This window comes from Variovorax sp. 01T439_2 (assembly GCF_056398445.1).
Window position 1 is genome coordinate 1 of the sequence record NZ_JBFTPJ010000770.1, and the last position, 2886, is coordinate 2886.

3 protein-coding genes are annotated in these 2886 nt (G+C 69.7%); all 3 read left to right on the top strand.

Going from position 1 to position 2886, the window contains the following annotated elements:
- Positions 1-575, top strand: a 575-nt coding sequence (locus AC1DOC_RS27455) for an alpha/beta hydrolase fold domain-containing protein (RefSeq protein ID WP_478130897.1), incomplete at its 5' end; no start/stop codon positions are given.
- A gap of 152 nt (positions 576-727) precedes the next feature.
- On the top strand, positions 728-1978 hold the full coding sequence (locus AC1DOC_RS27460; protein WP_018905050.1) for an efflux RND transporter periplasmic adaptor subunit: 1251 nt from the start codon (positions 728-730) through the stop codon (positions 1976-1978).
- Positions 1979-2018: 40 nt separating this feature from the next.
- Positions 2019-2886: efflux RND transporter permease subunit (locus AC1DOC_RS27465; protein WP_478130898.1), on the top strand; the 868-nt coding region annotated here is incomplete at its 3' end.

The window sequence follows — 2886 nt, forward strand, 5'->3', positions numbered from 1 at the left end:
ATGCCGCGCTCGAATGGCTCTACAAGCAGCGCGTGAAGCTCGGCGGCAAGGGCGCCCAGGTGTACCTGGCCGGCGAAGAGGCCGGCGGCAACCTGGCCGCCGGGGTGGCGCTGATCGCCCGCGACCGGGCGCATCCGCCGCTGGCCGGGCAGATCCTGCTGTCGCCCATGCTCGACCCGTGCGCGGGCACCGCGTCGCTGCGCAAGGCCACCAACGACTCGGCCGAATGCCGCTGGGCCACGGGCTGGGAAAAGTACCTGAGCTGCCCGTCGAACGCGATGCACCCCTACGCGGTGCCGAGCGGGTCGCTGCGGCTGTCGTCCCTGGCGCCGGCCCTGGTGCTGGTGGGCCCCGATGACGCCATGCGCGACGAGGCAATGACCTTTGCCGGGCGGCTGCGCGCAGCCGGCATCGACGTCACCAGCAGCGTGCTGCCCGGTGCCGCCAACTGGCCCAGGGCGCTGTACGACCCCGAGCCCTCGGGCTGCAAGGCCTGCGAAGCCAGCGTGCAGCAGCACTTCCGCGAATTTTTCAGTGCCACCACGCCGCCCCCGGTAGCACCCAAGCCCAGCTAGGCGGGCCGGTCGCGGCAGCCCTCTGCTGACGACGCGACGCCGCCCCTCGGCCCACCGGCAACCCCGGTCATTTTCGAGTTCCGCCTCCTGGCGCCAAAAGCGCCGGGATGGCCTGTTGCATCCCAAGAAGTCATCGAGAAGGACGAACCATCATGTCGAACAACAAGCAAAACCTTTCTTCCGCCGCCCGCAAGGGCCTGTGGCCCGCCGTGACCGGCCTCACCGCACTGCTGGCGGTGGCCGCCGCGGTGCTCGGCATGCACAGCTTCAAGGCCGAGGCCACGGCCCCCGCCGCGGCGCAGCAGGGCACGCCGGTGTCGGTGGCCACCGTGGCGTCGAGCGAGATCAATGCCTGGGACGAGTTCTCGGGCCGGCTCGAGGCGGTGCAGCGCGTCGACGTGCGCTCCCGCGTGGCGGGCGCCGTGCAGTCGGTGCACTTCCGCGAAGGCGCACTGGTCAAGCAGGGCGACCTGCTGATCACCATCGACCCCGCGCCGTACGCGGCCGAAGTGGAGCGCGCCGAAGCGCAGGTGGCCTCGGCCCAGGCGCGCCAGGCCTTCAGCCGCAGCGAGCAGGAGCGCGCCAAGCGCCTGTGGGACCAGCAGGCGATCGCCCAGCGCGAATACGACGAGCGCGTGAACGCCGCCCGTGAAGCCGAAGCCAACCTGCGCGCCGCGCAAGCGTCGCTGCAGTCGGCGCGGCTGAACCTGGGCTACACCCAGGTGCGGGCGCCGGTGGCGGGCCGCATCGGCAAGCTCGAAGTGACGATGGGCAACCTGGTGGCCGCCGGCCCCGGCGCGCCGGTGCTGACCACGCTGGTGTCGGTGAGCCCGATCTACGCGAGCTTCGATGCCGACGAGCAGGTGATCACGCGGGCCCTGAAGGATCTGCCGAGCGGCGCCAGCGCCCGCGGCCAGATCGAGAGCATTCCCGTGCAGATGGGCACCGCCGGCCTCGAAGGCACGCCCTTCACCGGCAAGCTGCAGCTGATCGACAACCAGGTCGATGCGCGCAGCGGCACGGTGCGTGTGCGGGCCTCGTTCGACAACAAGGACGGCGCCCTCATTCCGGGCCAGTTCGCCCGCATCCGCATGGGACAGGCGCGCAGCGACTCGGCCCTGCTGGTGAGCGAGCGCGCCATCGGCACCGACCAGAACAAGAAGTTCGTGATGGTGGTGGGCGAGGACAACAAGGCCACGTACCGCGAAGTGACGCTCGGCGCATCGATCAACGGGCTGCGCGTGGTGAGCAAGGGCCTGAAGGCCGGCGACCGCGTGGTGGTCAATGGCCTGCAGCACATCCGCCCCGGTGCGCTGGTGGTGCCGCAGAACGTGACGATGGACGCCAAGGCCGACACCAAGCAACAACAACCGGAACGCGTCGCGGAAGCCGCGAAGTCCTGAACTCGGAGGGGAGCGCATTTGTGCTCGCCGGAGAAACAACATGAATCTCTCTAAATTCTTCATCGACCGGCCGATCTTTGCCGGCGTGCTGTCGCTATTGATCCTGATAGCCGGCCTGATCGCGCTGCGCGGGCTGCCGATCTCGGAGTACCCGGAAGTTGCGCCGCCCTCGGTGGTGGTGCGCGCCCAGTACCCGGGCGCCAACCCGAAGGTGATCGCCGAAACCGTGGCCACGCCGCTCGAAGAGCAGATCAACGGCGTCGAAGGCATGCTCTACATGGGCAGCCAGGCCACCACCGACGGCGTGCTGACGCTCACCGTCACCTTCCGCCTCGGCACCGACCCGGACAAGGCGCAGCAGCTGGTGCAGAACCGCGTCTCGCAAGCCGAGCCGCGCCTGCCGGAGGAAGTGCGCCGCCTCGGCATCACGACCGTCAAGAGCGCGCCCGACCTGACGATGGTGGTCCACCTCGTCTCGCCGAACAACCGCTACGACATCAACTACCTGCGCAACTACGCGGTGCTGAACGTCAAGGACCCGCTCGCGCGCATCGAAGGCGTGGGCCAGGTGCAGATCTTCGGCGGCGGCGACTACTCCATGCGCGTCTGGCTCGACCCGCAGAAGGTCGCGCAGCGCGGCCTCTCGGCCAGCGACGTGGTGGCTGCGATCCGCGGCCAGAACGTGCAGGCCGCGGCCGGCGTGGTCGGCGCTTCGCCGGGCCTGTCGGGCGTGGACATGCAGCTCTCGATCAATGCGCAAGGGCGCCTGCAGAGCGAGGAAGAGTTTGGCGACATCATCGTCAAGAGCGGCACCGACGGCGCCGTGACGCGCCTGCGCGACATCGGCCGCCTCGAGATGGGCGCCGCCGACTACTCGCTGCGTTCGCTCCTGAACAACGACCCGGCCG

Bases quoted from the DNA above. Each gene is read 5' to 3' on its own strand.
- AC1DOC_RS27460 (WP_018905050.1), top strand. From the start codon at position 728: ATGTCGAACAACAAGCAAAACCTTTCTTCCGCCGCCCGCAAGGGCCTG.